Genomic DNA, 18,887 nt, shown 5'->3' with positions numbered 1-18,887 from the left:
TAATAATTTAAAAGTGGGATTAAAAACTTTCCCACTCTTCATCATTAATTTTTTTAGATACTATTTTAGTATCTTCTTTTTTTGCTGTACTTTTTGTAGTAGATTTTGTTGTTGGTTTATGGTGAGTAGCTTTATCTATATTTCTAGCTTTTACATCATTTTTCCCTGCAAATTCTTTTTCATCTGCACTACTTACAACTAATTTAGCAATTTCATCTGTTAGAATAGCAACATCATGCGTTTGACTTGCTACCATTGCATTTTGTTGTGTTTGTTGGTCAAGTTGATTAACAGCATCATTTATTTGCTCAATTCCTAAAAGTTGCTCTTTTGAAGCATTTTGAATATCTGAAATTAGGTTGATAGTTTGAGAAATATTTTCATTTAATTGAATATATCCTTCTATCATATTTCCAGCTATTTCTTTACCTTGGTTTGCTTTTTGCGTAGCATTTTGAACTAATTCTTTTATCTCTTTAGCTGCTTCAGCACTTCTACTAGCAAGATTTCTAACTTCTTGAGCTACAACTGCAAAACCTTTTCCAGCTTCTCCAGCAGTTGCTGCTTCAACAGCTGCATTTAATGATAAAATATTTGTTTGGAATGCAATTTGATCAATTACCGTAATTGCTTCATTGATTGCTGTAACTTGAGCGTTTATTTCATCCATTGAAACATTTGTTTGATTTGCTAATTTTTCACCATGTGTTGCAGAGGCAGTTACATTTTCTGAGAAATTTGCCATTTTTGCAATACTTTCAGTATTATGTCTTATATTACTTGTAATCTCTTCAATAGCCGCAGCTGTTTCTTCTAAAGATGAAGCTGCTTCGTTTGAGCTTATATTTAGTTTATCAACATTAGTAAGTAAAATATTTGAACTTTGATCAAGCGTTAATCCATTTGATTTGTTTTCTATCAACATTTCAGTAATAGAATCTCCAAGAGTATTAACTCCATTTGCAAGTTTTAATAAATGCTCTTTTAAATTATTTGTTGAAATTTTATTTAAATAAGTATAAGAAGAATACTCTTCTAAAATATGAAGAACATTGTCTATGTTTGATTCAAGATTATTTGCCATATTATTTACAACATCTTTTAATTGCATTAAAGCAGGATTAGAAACATTGATATTTAATCTCTGACACAAATCACCTTGTTCAAATTCTCCTAAAACAGTAATTGTTTCATCAATTAGTTTTCTATCTTCTTCAATACCTTTTTTAGTTTTTGCTATATTCTCATTTACAACTTTTGACATTTCTCCAAATTCATCTTTTGCAGTGTCATCTAGAAGTGAAACTTCACTTGATTCTCTATTTAAATAAGAGAAAAATATTAATAAACCATTTTTAAATGATGTCAATGAATTTACAATAACATTTGAGATAAATATAGATATTAAAATAAAGATTAAAATTGCAACAACAGCAAGAATAATTAATGCAGTATTTAATGAATTAAATGCTTCATCTCTTAAATCAATTGCATTTTTATTTATTTCTTGAATTTTATCTTCAACTTTTAGTCCAATTTCTGCCATTTTTGATGAAATAGTTTTTATATCAGGAGATTCTACACCTGTAGTAGAACTTTTTATTTTTTCTTTTGCAAGAGAGCCAAATAAATCTAAATAGTTTTCTATTGAATTTATTATTTCATCACATAATTCTCTATTTCTTTTTAAAGAAAAAGATAATTTAGCTTGAGTAACACTTTCTACTAATTCTTTAAAATCACTTCGAACTTTATTATCTTTTATTTCTGTTGGTTCTGATAGAAATTGATAAACTGAAATTCTACCCTTTAGATTTTTTTGGATAAATATTTCTGTTGAAATAGCAGCATTATTTCTTGCTGTTGATAAATTATTATAGTGTTGATACACTAATGCCGAACCTATTACTATTAAAATAAATAGAATAGGAAATAAAAATAATTTCTTTTTCGTGTTGAGACTACTTAACATTTCACATCCTTTGCTTCCCTTTTTTATAAAGGAGTATAGTACAACTTTGTAGTAGAAAAATGACAAATAATTAATTCATGTTAAGCTAAATTTAGCAAAAAATTATTTTGTTACTTTTAGAAGCAAATTATTTCAGTCTATAGCCTTTATTGTAAATATTTTCGATAAAAAATTCAGAATCACTTGTTATTTCAGTAATTTTTTTCTTTAATCGTGAAATAAGTTGAATTATTGAATTATTTTTTAGGTCATGATTTAAGAAGATATATTCATTTATTTCTTCAGGTGTAAAAAATTTAAAATCATTTTCCACAAAAAGATTTATAAGAGATAATTCATTTTTAGTTAATGAGATTTTTTCTTTATTAAAATATAACTCTTTTTTTAATTTATTCCAAATGAGATTCTGACTCAATTTCTTTAGATTTGGATTTGAATATTCACAGAAAAATTCTTTTTTACATTTGTCAATAGTTTCTATTAATTCATTTATTTTAAATGGCTTGATTAAATATGAGAAAGCATGAAGATGTATTGCTTGCAAGAGGTTATCTTTATCACTATATGCTGTTAAAAAGATAATAGGTACTTTTTTATTTTTTTCTCTTATTTTTGTTGCTAATTTAATTCCATTTAATTTAGGAATCTCAACTTTCGCACATAGAAAATCATAAATTTCCTATATAAAAAAGCTTCCTTAAATCCCATAAATAGGCACTTTTAGCTATAATAACATTGACCAAAACACCATTACATAGGGCTTTTTTATGGGACTTGACAATTTTATCGAAACAGCTATGAATAAAGTATTAAAAAATCCAATAGTTGAAGTTTTAAGGGATATAAATTTTAGTAGTATTCTTAAGCAAAGTAATTTTAAAAAGCGTGATATAGGTGTAAAACCATATATGATAATTTTACAATTTTTATATATGTTCATTATCAATAAAAAAATTAAACAATTACAACTTTATTTCTTCCTAACTCTTTTGCTTTATAAACTGCCTCATCTGCTCTTTTTATGGTTTTTAATATATCTTCATTTTCTAAGTAAATAGTTCCACCTATAGAGCAAGTTTTATGTCCAACTATATTAAAATCAAAAGACTCTATAGATTTTCTTAAAGATTCTAATATTTTTTGAAGATTAGAGGCTTCATCTATTTTTAAAATCATTATAAACTCTTCTCCACCCCAACGAACTAAAATATCATTTTTTCTAGTGTTTTTATTAAGAGTATCTACAAATTGAATTAATACTTGATCTCCAATATCATGACCATAATTATCATTTACTAATTTAAAGTGGTCTATATCTAACATAGCTATTGCTAGTTTTGAGTTTGAACTACTATATTCTGATATAAACTTTTTATAATTTTGATCAAAAAACTCTCTATTGTAAGCATTTGTTAGTTTATCATGAAGAATTTTTTTCTCTAATTTCATTTTTTGGTTAAAAGTTTCAGATATATCCGTAAAATTTACAATCATTGTATCTATATCATATTGATTTATTGATACAGAGAAAGCCAACTCTTTTGTCTCATTTTTAATTAACACTACTCTTTGTGAATCTTCTAGTAAGTTTATTTCATGTAACCAGTTTGAACCTTCTTTAATCTTTTTTAGATGAAAAAAATTGTTATCTTCTATAAAAAATTCACAAATACATTTATGTTTTTCTTTAAATTTTTCCAAATTCTCAAAATTTAAAAACTCAAAAAATTTACGATTAGCAAACTTCAACTCTTCACCATTTGTTAAAATCACAATATTAGCTTGAGTATCTAATAGTTTTTCTAGGTTTTTATAAGATAGTTCTAATCTTTTAATTAATTTATATGTCTCTAAATGATTGTTTACTCTTACATTCAACTCTTTAGTATTAAAAGGTTTTCTTATATAATCTCTTGCTCCTAATTCAAACCCTTTTATTAAAGAGTCACTATCTGTTTTTGCTGTTAAAAAAATAACAGGTAAATCTTTGAATCTATCTTGTTTCTTAATCTCTTTAATAGTTTCATAACCATCCATGATTGGCATTTGAATATCCAATAAAACTAAATCTATCTCAAATTTATCCAAAACCTTCAAAGCCATTTCGCCATTTGATGCTACTTTGATATTATATTTATCTTTAAAATTAGTAACAATAAAATCAATATTAATAGATTGATCATCAACAACTAAAATAGTATTTTTATTTTGCATCAAAATCCTTTAAAATATTTTCTAATAAAGAGATAACTGTTTCATTATCACTCTTTTCAAATGATTTATTTAATAAATCAATATCTTTTTTTGGTAAAAGAGTTTTTAAATTATCTAAAAGTAAACCAATCTTATCACTAGATATATATTCATAATCTTTTAAATCTACAATTAATTTTTCAATACCATTTTTTAACTCTTTTAAATCTAAAGATTTTATATCTTTTTGACTACTTTTTAATATTGGAAGAATAGAGTTCTCTATATTCTCACAAATATTTTTAGTAATTTCAATAAGATGATTAGAAAATGAGAGTTCTTTATTGTCATAAATCTTTTTAGAAGTCTCAAAAACTTCTTGAATATGAAGGTTACCACTAACTCCTTTTAATTTATGAAGATATTCAAAGTACTCTTTTTCACTATTTTTCAAAGATTCTAAATCTTTATCTATATCTTTATACTCTTTATAAAATTTTTCATACATTCTGTAAATATCATTTATATCTGTATTGTAGTTTTCAATTACAGATGAGATATTTATACCTTTTATAAAAATAGCACTAGATTTATTTAACTCATTATCTATTGATTCCATCTCAAAATATTGTTTTAATATTGATTCAAGCTCACTTCGAATTAAAGGTTTTGCAAGATGGTTATTCATACCTGCTAATGAAGTTAGCTCTTTATCTTTATCCATAACAGCAGCACTAAGTGCTACAATAGGAGTGTTTTTATTAAACTCTCTAATTCTTTTAGTCGCTTCAAAACCATCCATATTTGGCATTTGTAAATCCATAAAAACAATATCATAATGAGATTTATTTACCATATCTACAGCTTCAAGACCATCATTTGCAATATCTATATCAAAACCAATACTTTCTAGCATTTTACTTGAGACAATTTGATTAATCTCATTATCTTCAACAACTAAAGCTTTTTTTAAAGAGGTTAATTTCATTTTTTCACTTTCTACTTTTTTACTCTCTATTTTTTTATCAAAAATTGTATTATATAAAGAAGATGGAGTAAAAGGTTTTTCAATAATTTTTTCAATATAAATATTACTATTTTGTGCCTCATTAAGAAGCTCTTGTTTATTATGAGCAGTTATCATTAAAATGTTAGGTATATTGATATTATTATCTTGAAGTTTTTTTAGAAGTTCTAAGCCATTTAGTTCTGGCATATGCCAATCTACTATTATGTAATCTATTTTTTCACGAGTTATTATTTCATAAGCTTCTAAACCATTAGATGCACTCAAAGAGTCTATTTCCCATGATGATAATATTTTTTTCAAATATTCTCTATCTATCTCACTATCATCTATTATTAAGAAATTAGAATTAATATAAGTTTTTAAATTCTCTTTTATAAACATAGTATCTTTTATATATTCAAGCTCAATTTTAAAACCAAAAGTACTTCCTTTATCTTTTATACTGTTAAAATATACCTCTCCATCCATTAATTCTACAAGTTGTTTTGCTATTACAAGACCAAGCCCCGTTCCACCAAATTTTTTTGTTGTTGAACTATCTTCTTGATTAAATGCTTTGAAAAGTTTACTTTGATTTTCTAAAGCTATTCCAATTCCTGTATCTTTTACACTAAAATCTAAAAGAAGTTTATTTTCATTTTTTCTAATAAGATTTATATCCACATGAACATTACCTTTTTGAGTAAACTTAATAGCATTTCCAATAAAGTTATTTAATATTTGAGTTAATCTTAAACTATCCCCAATTAGACTATTATTTATTTTAGGATCAACAGTAAAGCTAAATTCTAAACCTTTTTCATAAATTTTGTAACCAAAAATATTAGATATATTTTCCAAAAGTTGGTTTAAATAAAATGGCTCTTTTAAAATATCTAATTTTCCTATCTCTATTTTTGAATAGTCTAAAATATCATTAATAATATTTAAAAGAGAGTTTGAAGTTTGAATAGCTTTATTTAAATAATCATTTTGTAAAGGATTTAAAGGAGTATCTAAAACTAAATTTATAAGTCCAATTGTTCCATTAAGAGGAGTTCTAATCTCATGAGACATATTAGCTAAGAATTTAGATTTTGCCTCATTTGCTTTTAAAGCATTTATTTTAGCAATTTCTAATTCGGTTACATCAATGCTTGAACCAACCATAGCAACTTTATCTCCATTTTCATCAAATTGACAAATTGCTGATACTTTAATATATCTTATTTCATTATTATCAAATCTTTTTATTCTAAATATAGTATCAAAAGTACCATTTGTATCTTTGGCAATATTTATTTTTTCTTCTACAATAGGTAAATCTTCTTTAAGAATTCTATTTCTAAAAAGTTCATAATTATTTATATCTTTTTGTGGAGTTATTCCATAGATTTTATACATATTGTCATCTAACTCTAAACTATTTGTTGCAAAGTTTAATCTCCAAATACCTTGTTTTGAAGCTGTAGTTGCTAACTCTAGTTTTAAAGTTGTATCAAGAATTTTTGCTTCAATCTCTTTTTGCTCAGTAATATCTCTAGCAGAAGCATAAAAATACTCTTTCCCTCCTAATTTTATCTTTACAGAGGTAATACCAGCTTGATATTCACTACCATCTTTTCTTTTATGAACTCTTTCAATATAAATAGGTGTTTGATTAATCTTTGAAACAACATCTTGATACTCTTCAAAACTATTAATATTAGTATCCCAATCAAAAATTGAGAGATTTTTCATCTCATTATTATCATATCCAAGTAAATCTTTTGCTCTTTTACTAAACTCAACTAATTTCCCATCTTCTATATTTACAATAAAAATAGCATCCGATGAGTAGTTAGTAAGATTTTTATATCTCTCTTTTTCTTCCTCAATCTCTTTTTCTAACTCTAGATGTTTACTTATATCTTTTATTATTGAAAAAAGAATTTTTCCTTTTTCTGTCTCTATTGGTGAAGTATTTGATTCAATAGTTTTTATTTCACCACTTTTTAATATATGAGGAAATATAAAAGTATTATTATTAAGATTTTTAGCCTCTTCAATTTTATCTTGAATCTCTTTTTTTGATAAAACATTTATATTTGAGATATTTAATTTTTTAAACTCATCTAGTGTATAGCCATAAAATTTACAAGCACTAATGTTTGCATCAATAATATTTCCAGTTTTAACATCTATTAGAAGCATTATTGCTGAGTGAACTTTAAACATATTTTCAAATCTATTTTTAACTATTTTAATCTCTTTTGAAAGTTTTAACTCTTTAAAATAATTTGCTCTCATAGTTCTAAATAATAAAAAAGAAGCTATTATAAAAAGTACGATTAAAATAGTTGAGATTATAAGGTTTCTTTTCCATAGATATAAATAATTTTTTTCTGAAATTGCAGTTTGAATATAAAAAGGGTATTTATCCATTACTAAAAAACTACCTATTCTTTTCTCACTATCTGTTGATGCTATATATTCAAAACTTCCACTTTTTTCACCATTTTTAATCTTTAAAATAGTTGCATTTGAATTGGGTAATTTGCTATTTACATTAACATTTTCAACTTCTGGATATCTGGCAATTAAACTACTTGTATCACTATTTCTAATAAGAACAACTCCCTCTTTTCCAGTATTTATAGAAGCTAAAGTATTGTTTATTGTTGAAATATCTATTAGTGCTGTTAATACACCTACTAAATCTTTATTCTCATCTCGAATTGCTCTAGCTTGGATAATAGAGTAGGAACTAGAAGTAAAAGAAAAAAGAACATCCGAAAATGTTGTATTTAAGTCTTTGTTATTTTTCAGCATCTGAAAATGCTCTCTACTTGAAATATTAACAAGAGAATTTAAACTATTTGATGAGTATAAAATATCACCTTCTTTATTTGCAAAATTTATAACACTTACATTGCTAAAGTTACTAAGTAAAAATCTAAATTTATCATTTACTATTTTCTTTTTTTGGTCAAAACTAAATGAATAAAAATTGTTATTCTCTTTTGGAAGAGTCAAAATAACATATTCTGCTAATTTAAGTATATTTTCTGATTGTTCAAAATCATTTTCAAGCTTTTTAGTTAAAAGCATTGTTAAATTACTAGTAGAAATTTTAGTATTCTCAATCGCTCTTTTATACTCAAAATAAGCTTGTAGGGATGCTAGTAAGATTATAAACAGTATGGAGAAGATAAACCAACCATAAGTAAAATTCTTTATATTTAAGTTTATCTTAAAAAAATTCATAGCTTCCCCATATTAGCATACTTGACAAATTGTTTGAATAAAGATTTATATTTATTTCAGTTATTATTTTTTTGATTTTAACATCTTAATAATAAATAATAGTTTATTATAGGTTGCTATTAATTTAATTTTTATAGTAATTATAAACATAATTACTATATTTTTTTATTTTTATATATTTTAACTCAACTTTCGCACATAGAAAATCATAAATTTCCTATATAAAAAAGCTTCCTTAAATCCCATAAATAGGCACTTTTAGCTATAATAACATTGACCAAAACACCATTACATAGGGCTTTTTTATGGGACTTGACAATTTTATCGAAACAGCTATGAATAAAGTATTAAAAAATCCAATAGTTGAAGTTTTAAGGGATATAAATTTTAGTAGTATTCTTAAGCAAAGTAATTTTAAAAAGCGTGATATAGGTGTAAAACCATATATGATAATTTTACAATTTTTATATATGTTCATTATCAATAAAAAAATATCAACTTTTATGAAATACAGTAGCGATAGTTATAAAAAAGATGTCTATTATAGACGGTCGTTATAATTGGAGAAAACTATTACTTTTAACATCTGTAAAACTCTTATCTAAACTTGTATATTTTCAAAATTCTACAGATACAAAAGTTCTTATTATCGATGATACAGTTGAAATCAAACGAGGTAAGTATATAGAGGGTAGTTGTAAAAATCTTTGGAGCAATAAAGAAAAAAGAGTTGTTAAGGGGTTGAATATTGTGTCAATCAATTACAGTGATTCATATACTGATTTAATGCTAGATTTTTCACTAAATTATAATAAAAATCAGATTGTAGATTTTACAGATACAACAATTCATCATTCAAGTAATGCTTACAAACGAAGGATTGAAGGGATTAATGGTAAAAACTTACAAGCTATCAATATGATAAATAGAGCTTTGAATGCAGGAATATATGCTGATTATCTTCTTGTAGATAGTTGGTATGCAAAACCAAATTTTATCAATGAAGTCAAACAAAATGGTCTTGATGTGATTGCAAGAGTTTCAAAATCAAACAAAATTTGGCAATTTATAGGGAATTCAAAAACCCTTGAATCACTTTATAATCAAGCTAAACATCATAAATGTTCAAAACTAGGTAACTATAATTCTATCAAATATAGCTATGTTTCTGCTATTGTTACTCATAAAACACTTGGAAAAATCAAAATAGTTTTTATAAAAACAAAAGATAATCTTATACCAATAATTTCTACAAATATAATTTTATCAGATATAGAAATTATCAATACATACAAAAAACGATGGAATATAGAACAAGGATATAAAGATTTGAGAGAATATTTTCAATTTGGTAAAGAGGAGAATCGAATTTATGAAGCTTTAATAGCTAGAATAACTCTATCATTCCTTGCTTATAATCTAACAAGCTACATTAACCGAATCAATAATGAACCACAAACTCTTGGTAATCTTTTTAGAGATTTGGAGTGCCAACTTGAAACTTTAGCTATATCAATGGAAATATTCCTAAAAATATTAGAACAATTGATACAATCAGCTCAAATTGTCAAGAGAAATAAAGATTTAGAACAGATTATCCATATGCTAAGGGTTTACACCAAAAAACAGTTAGGTTTTATGTGCGAAAGTTGAGTTAGGAATATTTATATCTAAAATAATAATATCTGGATCTTTTTCTTCAAAAAAAGACAAAGCTTGTTCACCATCTTGTGCAATATATATTTCATTAAAGTGTCTTTTTAAAAAGAAATCTATACTTTCTACTGTTTCTTCATCATCTTCAACATATAATAAATTCAATCTATTCATTTATTTTCCTTTTGTAGGGTTATTATAAAGTTTGTAAAAGAATTATCAGAGTTAACATCAAGTTTCCCTCCAATGCTTTGTTCTATTAGAATTTTAGCCATGTATAAACCAATCCCTGAGCCTTCTTTTTTAAATTTTGTTGTGAAATAAGGTTCAAATATTTTATCAATAATAGATGAGGGAATGCCTCCTGAATTATCTCTTATTGTTAAAGTAATTTTCTTTTTCTCTTTTTTTGCAAAAATACCAAGATATTTATTTTTTGAAGAGTTTAATTCAAAATTATCAATAGCATTTTCTAAAATGACTAAAATAACTTGTAATAATTCATTTTCAAAGTTGAAAATATTAATTTTTTTATCAACATTGATTTCAAAATATATATCTGAATCCTTACTTTGAATTAAAATGATTGCTTTCATGATTAATTTTGATAAGTTAAAAAGATTTTTTTCTTTATTAGGGTGAAAAAAGTTCATAAAATCTTCAATTGTATTTGACATATAAATTATATTTTTATTTACGTGTAAAATTTTTTTATCAATGATATTTAAATCTTGTTGTTCCAATAAATTTTTATTTTCTTTCAAAATATTTTCAATTATTTGAACAGATAAGTTAATTCTATTTAATGGTTGTCTCCATTGATGAGCTATATTATTTATCATCTCTCCCATTGCAGCTAATTTTGTTTGTTTAAATAGCATTTCATCTTTTTTTCTATTTTTCAAACTTTCTTCTAAAACTCTTTTTTCTAAGTTTTCATTTAATTTTTGTATTTTATTTTTTAATATACTTTCTCTTACATAAACAATAGTAAGTAAACTTATAACCAAAAAAGAGCTTATTAAAACAATAAATAAAGTTTTATAATTCTTAACTTCCTTATACTTTAATAAGGTGTAATTATTTAAAATTAACTCTTTTTCTTCTTTTGAGATATTACTAATTACCTTATTTAAAATATTTTGCAATAAAAAATTTTTGCTATTTATTGCTAAAAGAATATTCGTTTTATAATCAAAATTTCCTGTAATATTCACATCAGTATTATACTCCTTTTGCAAGTTATAAACGACATTTGCAATATTCCCAAGGTAGCCATCTGAGTTATTTTCTGAAATTTTCTTGAAAGCATAAGATGGATTATATGTAGTATATAAGTGAATATAAGGATAGTTTCTTTTTAAAGTTTGGAATAAATTAATATTATTTTCAACAAATATTTTTTTGTTTTTTAGTTGTTCAAAGTTTGTAATAAATGAGTCTTTTCCTGTGGTTACTAAAACAAAAGGCAATTCCATATAAGATTTTGTAAATAATATATCTTTATCTTCTATATTACTTTCATCAAAGAAAGAGAAAAAATCACATTCATAATTTTTTAGTTTAGATATAGATTCTTTTAAAGTATTCACAGGAACTAATGTTATACTTTTACCAATCTTCTTCTCAAATATTCTTAAATATTCAGAATTTATTCCAATAATATTCCCATCTATAATCGCTTCATATGGTAAAAAATTCTTTCTAACACACATTTTAAAAGTATCTTTATCTTTTAAAAATTCTTTCTCATATTCACTAAAAATTGGTTTATATTCATCAAATACCAAATCAGAAGGATAGGTAGAATTTTTGATATAACCCATTAAATAATAGATATCATAAATTCTTTTTAATTTATTTTCATCTATATCTCCAAGAGGATTGTTTTTATAGTAAGATAATTTTTTTAGAGCATTAGCTTCATAAATTAATTCATCTTTTGTAAGATTTTGAGAGTTGTATTTTTTTAAAATTATATCAACACTCTCTTCTATATTGTTAAAGGCATATTGCCAACCTAATAAAGAAGCTTTTTTAAAAGCAATTACTTTGTCTTCATCTTTTTTTATAAGAGTTTTATTAGTAAATAAAAAATCACTATAAAAGTCAAAACCTAAATCTTTTGGTGAAAAAATATTAAAAGGAATATGGTTTTTTTCCAAAAAATATGGTGTTTTTGAAATATATGCACTTATAATATCTGTGTTGTTATTTACTAAATCATTTACATTATGAGTATGCTTTAAGAATTTTATTGAATCTAAATCAACTTTATTTGCAATAAGCAAGGCCTTTATTGAAGCTTGAATATAATCATTATCAGTAAGCATAATTCTTTTATTATAAAATTCTTTTATTTCATTTATATTTGAATCTTTCTTTGAAATAAGCACTAAAGGTGAAATTTGAAATAGGGCATATAATGCAACTAGATTATTATAATTATTGATTCTTTCAGGAATTAATGTCTCTCTTGCAATTCCAAAATCACTTTTGTTTTCATTTACATCTTTTACAACATCTATATTAAAATTAAAATATTTAATATCAACATCCAATCCATAATCTTTATAAAAACCTTTTTCTTTGGCAATGTAGTAACCAGCAAATTGAAATTGATTAAACCAAGATAGTTGTAGAGAAATTTTTTCTAAATGCTCATTTGCAATTAAAAGTATTGGTAGGAAAATCAAATATAAAAAATATCTATACAAAAAGATCAACCTTTAGTAAATTAAGGGGATTAAATGGATAAATTATAATCTAAAATAATATATAAAAAATGACACTTTTTATTCAAGAAAAATATTAATTTGTATTAAATTATTAAGTAGGATAGAATAAAGATTAGGATAAATCCTAATCTTTTAATAGCTTATGAACTAAATATTTTACTAAGGGTGAGATGATAGTGATTACTGGGAAGGCTACAAAAAATGCTTTTATCCATGCTTCAAGCCAAATTAATATAAATCCATCTATGAAACCAAGATTTATAAAAGTAATCACAAAGCTCATTATGAAACTCATAATAAAGCTCATAACAAAAGCAAAAACAATTCTTTCATATTTTCTTTTTATTAACATCAAAATCCTTTTTATTTGTAAGTTCTAATAATCAAAAATGAGATTATTGAAATAATTGTAATACTTAGTGCAATTGGTAAAAAAGTATTATTATGAAAACTTAGTGCAACTGAAGAGATAATTGCACCTAAACCAAATTGTAAAACGCCAATTACACCAGATGCAACTCCAGCATTTTTTGGGAAAAACTCCAATGCCAATGCCATACAATTTCCAAAGATAAATGGCATCATACACATATAAGAAGCAATTAAAATCATAATAGTAACCAGATGTATATCTTTTTGAAGGAGTATAAAAATTAAACCAACTATAATTTGAACTAAAATGGCAGTTTTTACTAAAAGCAAATCTTCATATTTTTTCAGTAGATTTATATTTACTTTAATCATAATAATTAAAAATATGAAATTAATTCCAAAGAAAAAAGGGAAATAATCAGTTGAAATTCCAAAATGTTCAATATATATAAATGAAGTCTTTGCAATAATTATAAAAAATCCACCAAAACTAAATCCAAGTGTTAACATAGCTTTCATCGCTGTTTTATGGGATAAAACGATTTTATATGATTCAAAAATATTTTGTTTTATATATGTATAACTTTCTGGTAAATCCTTATAAACAAAAAATGTAACAATCAAAGCATAAAGTGTTAAAAATATAAAAACAGCTTCCCAATTAAAAAAATGAATAATTGCTGCACCAATTGCTGGTGCTAAGAGAGGAGCTAAACTTCTTACTATTCCAATCAAGGAAAATACTTTAGCCGCTTCTGCTCCATGAAATCTATCTCTTACAGCTGCTGCTGCATTTACTACAACAATTCCACCAAAAAATGCTTCTAAAAATCTAAAAATCCATAATTCATAGATATTTGTTATAAAAATAATGATGAAACTAAATAGAGCAAAACCTAAAAGTCCAAATATTGAACTCACTCTTCTTCCATATCTATCAGAAATTGGTCCTCCGAAAATTTGCCCAACAGAAAATCCAATCAAAAATATTGATAAAGATAACTCAATTTTATCAATGCTAACACCAAATGATTTTGCAATTTCTGGAATTGAAGGAAGATATGTATCTGTTCCCATTGGTGCAGCAGATGATAAAACAGATAGTAAAACTATTAAATAAATGTGATTAATAGGTTTTTTCATTATTGTTCTTGTACATTTAATGCTACTTTTTCAAGTAAGTTTAGTAATAAAGTTATTTCATTTTTTTCTAAATTATTAAATAAAGAATCACGAAACTCTTTCACAAGATTAGAACTTTTATTTAAAATTTCATCACCAAGATCTGTGAGTTTAATAAGATTTGTTCTTTTATCTAATTGTTTTTTTTGAATAAAACCTTTTTTTTCTAAAGTTGATAAAGTTCTACTTATAGTTGTTTTATCTTTACCTAAAATATTTGCAATTTTTGTTTGATTGACATTTTCTTGGTATTTTATAATTTCTAATGTTGCTCTTTGTTCTGGAGCTATATTAAAAGTTTGAAGTAATTGAATATATTTATTATTGATTTTATTTGCAGTTTGGTTTATTTTGAAGCCAATAGATTTTTCTAATTCATAAGACATTTTAATCCTTTAATTGTATACGCAATAGTTGCATATACAACCTTTTGTAATACTTAAATTTAAATAGTATGAATTTTTAAAACTTTATCTAATCTAATTTCTTGTTTATTTGAAAGAATCAAATACTCTTCTTTATTTTTTGTTCTAAAATCAATAATCATATCTTCAATAACTTTTTCTTCATAATTATCAAGATAAGTTATTTGTACTTTTGATTTTTTTACTGCAAATTCTTCAAGTTGGTCATAAAGATGGCAATTTATAGGAATATATTTATCACTCATTTAAATCCTTTTTTTGAAGATTATAGCTGAAATAAATTAGTTATTTAATTTATAAATAAATGTTATAATTATTGGATAAGGAGTTTTTATGAGTTTGAAAAAAATCACTTCATTAACAATGCTTTTATCAATGTTAGTGATGACATTTACAGGAATTTTACTTTTTATTACACCTCCTGGAAGAGTTGCAAATTGGTCAAATTGGGAAATTTTAGGATTAACAAAAGATTTAATAGCCAATTTTCATACTACTTTTATGGTGTTATTTATAGTTGCAACGATTTTACATATTTTTTATAATATAAAACCAATGCTTAGTTATATGAAAAATAGTTTAAGAGAATTTGTCTTTTTTACAAAAGAGATGATAGTTTCTTTGATTGTTTTTGTTCTTTTTATATGTGGAACAGCTTTTGGATTTTTTCCTTTTTCAACTTTTTTAGATTTTGGAGATAAAGTAAAAAATTCTTGGGAAAAACAAGCAGGAACGGCACCATATGCCCATGCAGAATTATCTTCTTTGAAAAGTTTCACAAAAAAAATAGGTTTTGATTTGGAAGAATCAAAAATTATATTACAAAAAAATAACATAATATTTGAAGAAGAAAATAGTTTATCACAAATTGCAAAACAAAATGATACAAGTCCTAGTTTTATTTATGAATTATTAAAGAAAAATTTAAAAAATAGTAATCAAACTATTCCATTGACAGGATTAGGCAAAAAATCTATTGAAGAAGTTGCTTCAACTTTAAATATTTCAGTTGATGAGTTTATTTTAAAATTAAAAGAGTTAGGAATTGAAGCAAAAAAAGATGATAAGTTTAAAAATATTGCAGAACAATATGATATGAGTGTAATGGATATTTTAACTAAATTAGGTTATCAAAAAGAGTAAAGAAGTTTTTACTTCTTTACAATCTCTAAAATATCCAAAGGATGTTTTACTATGAAATCTGCCCCATTTTCATTTAGCTCTTTTTCATCTCTAAATCCCCATAAAACACCAATTGCTTTCATTCCTGCACTTTTTGCAGTTTTCATATCAACCAAGGTATCTCCCACAAAAAATATCTCTTCACAAGGAATATTTAATGCTTTAGCAATATTAATTGCACCAATTGGATCAGGTTTTCTTGGAACTTCAACTTTTTGTCCATGAACCTCTTTGAAGCCATAATCTTTAAATAGATAATCTACATATTGCACTGTAAAATCATGAGGTTTATTTGATAAAACAGCAAGATTATAATCAAGTTTTTTAAGTTCATCTAATAACTCATAAATGCCTTCATAAGGTTTTGTATTTTCATGAAGTTTTTGGTCATACTCTTTTTTAAATCTTGTAGATACTTCTTTTTTCATATCTTGTGAAGACTCTTTTAAAGCATTCTCCACTAAAACATCAACACCACTTCCTACGAAATATTTATAATCTTCTATTTTATGAATAGGAAGATTTAATTCTTTTAAAACTTTATTCATAGATATAGCAATATCTTCAATTGAATCTAAAAGTGTTCCATCTAAATCAAATATAATTGTTTTTTTACCAGCCGCCACTTGCGCCTCCTCCTCCAAAACTTCCTCCGCCACCAGAGAATCCACCAAATCCACCACTTGAAGATGAAGATGAGCCAAAACCACCAAATCCACCTGAATTTCTTGAGCTATTTGAATAACTAATTTTTGATAGTTTGTCAAAATCTACATTTTTTGAAGTGATAAAATTGAAAACAAATATTACTATAAACATAATTAATGCAGCAAACAAGTTATATGTGGTAAATATTTGAGACATAATAAACGTGAAAAAAGCAAAAAATGACGAAGATATTGAGGATTTTGTAACTTTATATAAAAATTGACTTTTTACTTTTCTTGAAATAGTATTTGCTATCATTGATAAAAATATCAAAGCAAAAAATCCTAAAGGTACAAGGGCATTAATAGCTCCATTAAAATCATTGTTTTTAGCTTTTGCAACATATTCACCTTTTATAGAAGCAATTATTTCATTTACGGCTTTTAATATTCCAAGTTCATATTGATTTGCTTTAAAGTTGGGTTTTATTGTGTAGTTTATGATTTCATGGGCAATTTTATCTGTTAATACTCCTTCAAGTCCATAACCAACTTCTATTCGTATTTTTCTCTCTTCCATCGAAACAACAAGTAAAACACCATTATTTTTATCTTTTTGTCCTATTCCCCAAAAACGACCAAGTTGATAAGAGTATTCTTCTATTGTGTAACCATTTAAAGAATTTAGAATAACAACAACTATTTGATTTGATGTCTTTTCTTCTTCTGTTTGTAATATTAAATCTATATCTTTTTTCACAGCTGGTGAAAGTAGATTCGCTTGATCAATAACTCTTCCGTCTAATTTTGGAAAATATTGCGTAATATCTGCATTTAATAAAGAAAAAGCAAAAAGTAAGAAAATTATAATTTTTTTCATTTTAACTCGATTACTTCATTTGATAGTTCATTTTCATCATTCTCTTGGATTGGAAAATGTTTTATCAAAATAGCTTTTGAAGTTTTTATAGCTTTTAAATAACCATTTAAAAAATCTTCTTTTTTTACATCTAATGTAAATTCATAAACTAATTGTTGCCAAAATTCATCTGGGATTTTTTTAGATATTTCACTATCTGTTATAATTTCAACATACCTTTCATCGAAACTAACAAAAAACATAATTGCCTGTCTAGTTTTTGTTCTATTTAATCCTAAATTGTTAAATTGTTCTTTAGCATTTGAAGAGGCTTTTTGATGTTTATAACTTAGAGGAACTATTTTTAAAATCAAATTATCAAATTTTTCAAAGAAAAGATTTATTCCTACAAATATTAAAAGTTGATATTGTAATAGTTCTAAAGTAGATATGTCTTTTATAAAAAAAAGAAGAAAAGAAATTAAAAAAACAAAAAATACACTAATCATTAAAGAGGCATATTTATAATCAGAACTTTTTTGTGTAATTACTGCAACTAATTCAGCAGAACTTAATTTCTCAAGATTTTCTATCTCTTTTGAAATAAGCTCTTTTTCTTTGTCGTTTAGAAGCATTAAAATTTTACTTTTGGAGCATCTTGCTCTGTTGGATTTGCACTAAAAGTTTCTTTGATTTGAGCTTCTGGATGAACAATTGCAGCTACAAGTTTCCCAGGCATTGTTCTTAATTCTAAGTTATAAAGTTTAACAGCTTCAATAAAATCACGTCTAGCAACAGTGATTCTATTTTCAGTTCCTTCAAGTTGTGATTGTAAAGCCATAAAATTTTCATTTGCTTTTAATTCAGGATATTTTTCAACAACAACCATTAGTTTTGATAAAGCACTACTTAATCCAGCTTGTGCACTATCAAATTGTTGTAAAAGGGCAGGATTATTTAATGTTTCAGCATTTATATTCATTTGAGAAACTTTGCTTCTTGCTTCTGTAACTTCAACAAATGTACTTTTTTCATGTTCCGCATAACCTTTTACAGTTTCAACTAAATTTGGAATTAAGTCTGCTCTTCTTTTGTATTGATTTTGTACTTGCGACCATTTTTCTTTTACATTTTCGTCAAGTTTTGGAATATTGTTGTAATTTGTAACAATTAAATATGTAAAAGGAATGATGATAATAAGTGCCAAAATTAATAAAATTTTCTTCATAGTGTAACCTTTCGTTAAATATGAAATATAGTATTCAAAATATTATTAATTTTATCTAAACTTACAGTTTTAAAATGGTTATAATGTTAAGTGTTAATCAACTATAATTCGCAGTTGTAAAATAACAGTAACAAAATTATTCATATTCGAAATAAAACTAATAAATTAAGAGAAATTA

Annotated in this window: 17 protein-coding genes; 3 read left to right on the top strand and 14 right to left on the bottom strand. The window is 24.7% G+C overall.

Translation table 11 applies throughout. The features are described 5' to 3' along the window. Nucleotides 1-19: 19 nt before the first annotated feature. The 4 genes from ADFLV_RS14800 to ADFLV_RS14785 all read right to left on the bottom strand — a co-directional run bounded on the left by ADFLV_RS14800 (nt 20) and on the right by ADFLV_RS14785 (nt 8,420). Entirely contained in the window at nt 20-1,972 is a 1,953-nt protein-coding gene (locus ADFLV_RS14800) for a methyl-accepting chemotaxis protein (RefSeq protein ID WP_041654947.1), read from the bottom strand. Nucleotides 1,973-2,099: 127 nt separating this feature from the next. Next, the gene (locus ADFLV_RS14795) at nt 2,100-2,648 is read right to left on the bottom strand and encodes a response regulator transcription factor (RefSeq protein ID WP_228712403.1); all 549 of its coding nucleotides are present in this window, start codon (nt 2,646-2,648) and stop codon (nt 2,100-2,102) included. Between the two features lie 278 nt (nt 2,649-2,926). Next, nucleotides 2,927-4,186, bottom strand: a complete 1,260-nt coding sequence (locus ADFLV_RS14790; protein WP_129011850.1) for a diguanylate cyclase — start codon at nt 4,184-4,186, stop codon at nt 2,927-2,929. Further along, nucleotides 4,176-8,420, bottom strand: a complete 4,245-nt coding sequence (locus ADFLV_RS14785; RefSeq protein WP_129011849.1) for a response regulator — start codon at nt 8,418-8,420, stop codon at nt 4,176-4,178. Before ADFLV_RS14785 ends, ADFLV_RS14790 begins: the two co-directional genes overlap by 11 nt. 305 nt (nt 8,421-8,725) lie before the next feature. On the opposite strand from ADFLV_RS14785, the gene ADFLV_RS14780 reads away from it, so the two are divergent. After that, the gene (locus tag ADFLV_RS14780) at nt 8,726-8,980 is read left to right on the top strand and encodes a hypothetical protein (protein ID WP_129011848.1); all 255 of its coding nucleotides are present in this window, start codon (nt 8,726-8,728) and stop codon (nt 8,978-8,980) included. Next, nucleotides 8,955-10,073, top strand: coding sequence for a transposase (locus tag ADFLV_RS14775; protein ID WP_129011847.1), 1,119 nt, complete (start codon nt 8,955-8,957; stop codon nt 10,071-10,073). Before ADFLV_RS14780 ends, ADFLV_RS14775 begins: the two co-directional genes overlap by 26 nt. On the opposite strand, the gene ADFLV_RS14770 is transcribed toward ADFLV_RS14775, so the two are convergent. The 6 genes from ADFLV_RS14770 to ADFLV_RS14745 form a co-directional block, all read right to left on the bottom strand. Next, a complete protein-coding gene (locus tag ADFLV_RS14770) occupies nt 10,050-10,250 on the bottom strand; it encodes a response regulator (RefSeq protein ID WP_129011846.1) in 201 nt (66 codons plus the stop codon). The genes ADFLV_RS14775 and ADFLV_RS14770 overlap by 24 nt on opposite strands. After that, on the bottom strand, nt 10,247-12,793 hold the full coding sequence (locus tag ADFLV_RS14765) for an ABC transporter substrate-binding protein (protein ID WP_164968535.1): 2,547 nt from the start codon (nt 12,791-12,793) through the stop codon (nt 10,247-10,249). Before ADFLV_RS14765 ends, ADFLV_RS14770 begins: the two co-directional genes overlap by 4 nt. 145 nt (nt 12,794-12,938) lie before the next feature. Then, entirely contained in the window at nt 12,939-13,166 is a 228-nt protein-coding gene (locus tag ADFLV_RS14760) for a DUF2798 domain-containing protein (RefSeq protein WP_014475483.1), read from the bottom strand. 11 nt (nt 13,167-13,177) lie between these two features. Continuing rightward, on the bottom strand, nt 13,178-14,329 hold the full coding sequence (locus tag ADFLV_RS14755) for a multidrug effflux MFS transporter (protein ID WP_014475482.1): 1,152 nt from the start codon (nt 14,327-14,329) through the stop codon (nt 13,178-13,180). After that, nucleotides 14,329-14,754 (bottom strand): MarR family winged helix-turn-helix transcriptional regulator, encoded by a 426-nt coding sequence (locus ADFLV_RS14750; RefSeq protein ID WP_014475481.1) that lies wholly within the window; start codon nt 14,752-14,754, stop codon nt 14,329-14,331. The genes ADFLV_RS14755 and ADFLV_RS14750 overlap by 1 nt, the downstream gene beginning before the upstream one ends. A gap of 59 nt (nt 14,755-14,813) precedes the next feature. After that, nucleotides 14,814-15,038, bottom strand: a complete 225-nt coding sequence (locus ADFLV_RS14745) for a Rho-binding antiterminator (protein WP_014475480.1) — start codon at nt 15,036-15,038, stop codon at nt 14,814-14,816. Nucleotides 15,039-15,126: 88 nt separating this feature from the next. Between ADFLV_RS14745 and ADFLV_RS14740 the strand changes: the two genes are divergently transcribed. Beyond that, nucleotides 15,127-15,936: a DUF4405 domain-containing protein gene (locus ADFLV_RS14740; protein WP_129011844.1), complete on the top strand. Its 810-nt coding sequence runs from the start codon at nt 15,127-15,129 to the stop codon at nt 15,934-15,936. Nucleotides 15,937-15,944: 8 nt separating this feature from the next. Here the strand turns inward: ADFLV_RS14740 and ADFLV_RS14735 are convergent, their stop codons facing one another. Genes ADFLV_RS14735 through ADFLV_RS14720 form a run of 4 tightly spaced genes read right to left on the bottom strand, consistent with a single transcriptional unit; the run spans nt 15,945 to nt 18,709 of the window. Beyond that, nucleotides 15,945-16,601: an HAD family hydrolase gene (locus tag ADFLV_RS14735; RefSeq protein ID WP_129011843.1), complete on the bottom strand. Its 657-nt coding sequence runs from the start codon at nt 16,599-16,601 to the stop codon at nt 15,945-15,947. Continuing rightward, nucleotides 16,588-17,502: a TPM domain-containing protein gene (locus ADFLV_RS14730; protein WP_014475477.1), complete on the bottom strand. Its 915-nt coding sequence runs from the start codon at nt 17,500-17,502 to the stop codon at nt 16,588-16,590. Before ADFLV_RS14730 ends, ADFLV_RS14735 begins: the two co-directional genes overlap by 14 nt. Next, complete coding sequence (locus tag ADFLV_RS14725) at nt 17,499-18,116, bottom strand: TPM domain-containing protein (protein WP_129011842.1); 618 nt, start codon at nt 18,114-18,116, stop codon at nt 17,499-17,501. Before ADFLV_RS14725 ends, ADFLV_RS14730 begins: the two co-directional genes overlap by 4 nt. Further along, nucleotides 18,116-18,709: a LemA family protein gene (locus ADFLV_RS14720; RefSeq protein ID WP_129011841.1), complete on the bottom strand. Its 594-nt coding sequence runs from the start codon at nt 18,707-18,709 to the stop codon at nt 18,116-18,118. Before ADFLV_RS14720 ends, ADFLV_RS14725 begins: the two co-directional genes overlap by 1 nt. Nucleotides 18,710-18,887: the final 178 nt, after the last annotated feature.

It is taken from the genome of Arcobacter defluvii (assembly GCF_013201725.1).
GTDB classification, from domain to species: domain Bacteria; phylum Campylobacterota; class Campylobacteria; order Campylobacterales; family Arcobacteraceae; genus Aliarcobacter; species Aliarcobacter defluvii.
This window is presented reverse-complemented; position numbering and strand designations above follow the sequence as displayed.